The sequence below is a fragment of the Bradyrhizobium sp. RP6 genome, assembly GCF_003837805.1.
Classification (GTDB): Bacteria; Pseudomonadota; Alphaproteobacteria; order Rhizobiales; family Xanthobacteraceae; genus Bradyrhizobium.
The window spans coordinates 1-465 of the sequence record NZ_RQIT01000071.1; the positions used below are offsets into that span (position 1 = coordinate 1).

Annotated in this window: 1 pseudogene; it reads left to right on the forward strand. The window is 47.1% G+C overall.

The window, feature by feature from the left end:
* Positions 1-342: pseudogene (waaH, locus tag EHH60_RS36910) on the forward strand (UDP-glucuronate:LPS(HepIII) glycosyltransferase); the annotation flags it as partial.
* Positions 343-465: the final 123 nt, after the last annotated feature.

A 465-nucleotide genomic window follows, 5' to 3' on the forward strand; every position in this document is an offset into this window, starting at 1 on the left:
AACCTTAATTATCAACGTCACTATATTAAGATTACCCGCCTGCTGGAGAAATTAAATCGAAATTATGCCGACAAAATTATGATTTATCCGGAATTTCATCAGCAAATAACTTACGAGGCATTGCGTGTTTGCCATGCGGTGCGCAAAGAGCCGGATATTCTTACCCGCCAACGGATGATTGCCGAGATATTTACTTCCGGTATGTATAAGCGCCTGATTACCAATGTGCGCAGCGTGAAGGTCGGTTACCAGGCGTTACTGTGGTCTTTCCGCTTATGGCAATGGCGCGACAAAACGCGGTCGCACCATCGCATTACGCGTAGCGCCTTTAATTTGCGCTAGCGTTAAACTTCGCCGCTTCGGGCTGTTTGCCCCAGCCTTGCCACTGATGCTGGAAGTAAACGATCAGCGTGCTCTGGCTGATGCTTTCGCTTAATACTTCAAAGAAGCGATTAGCATAAACAG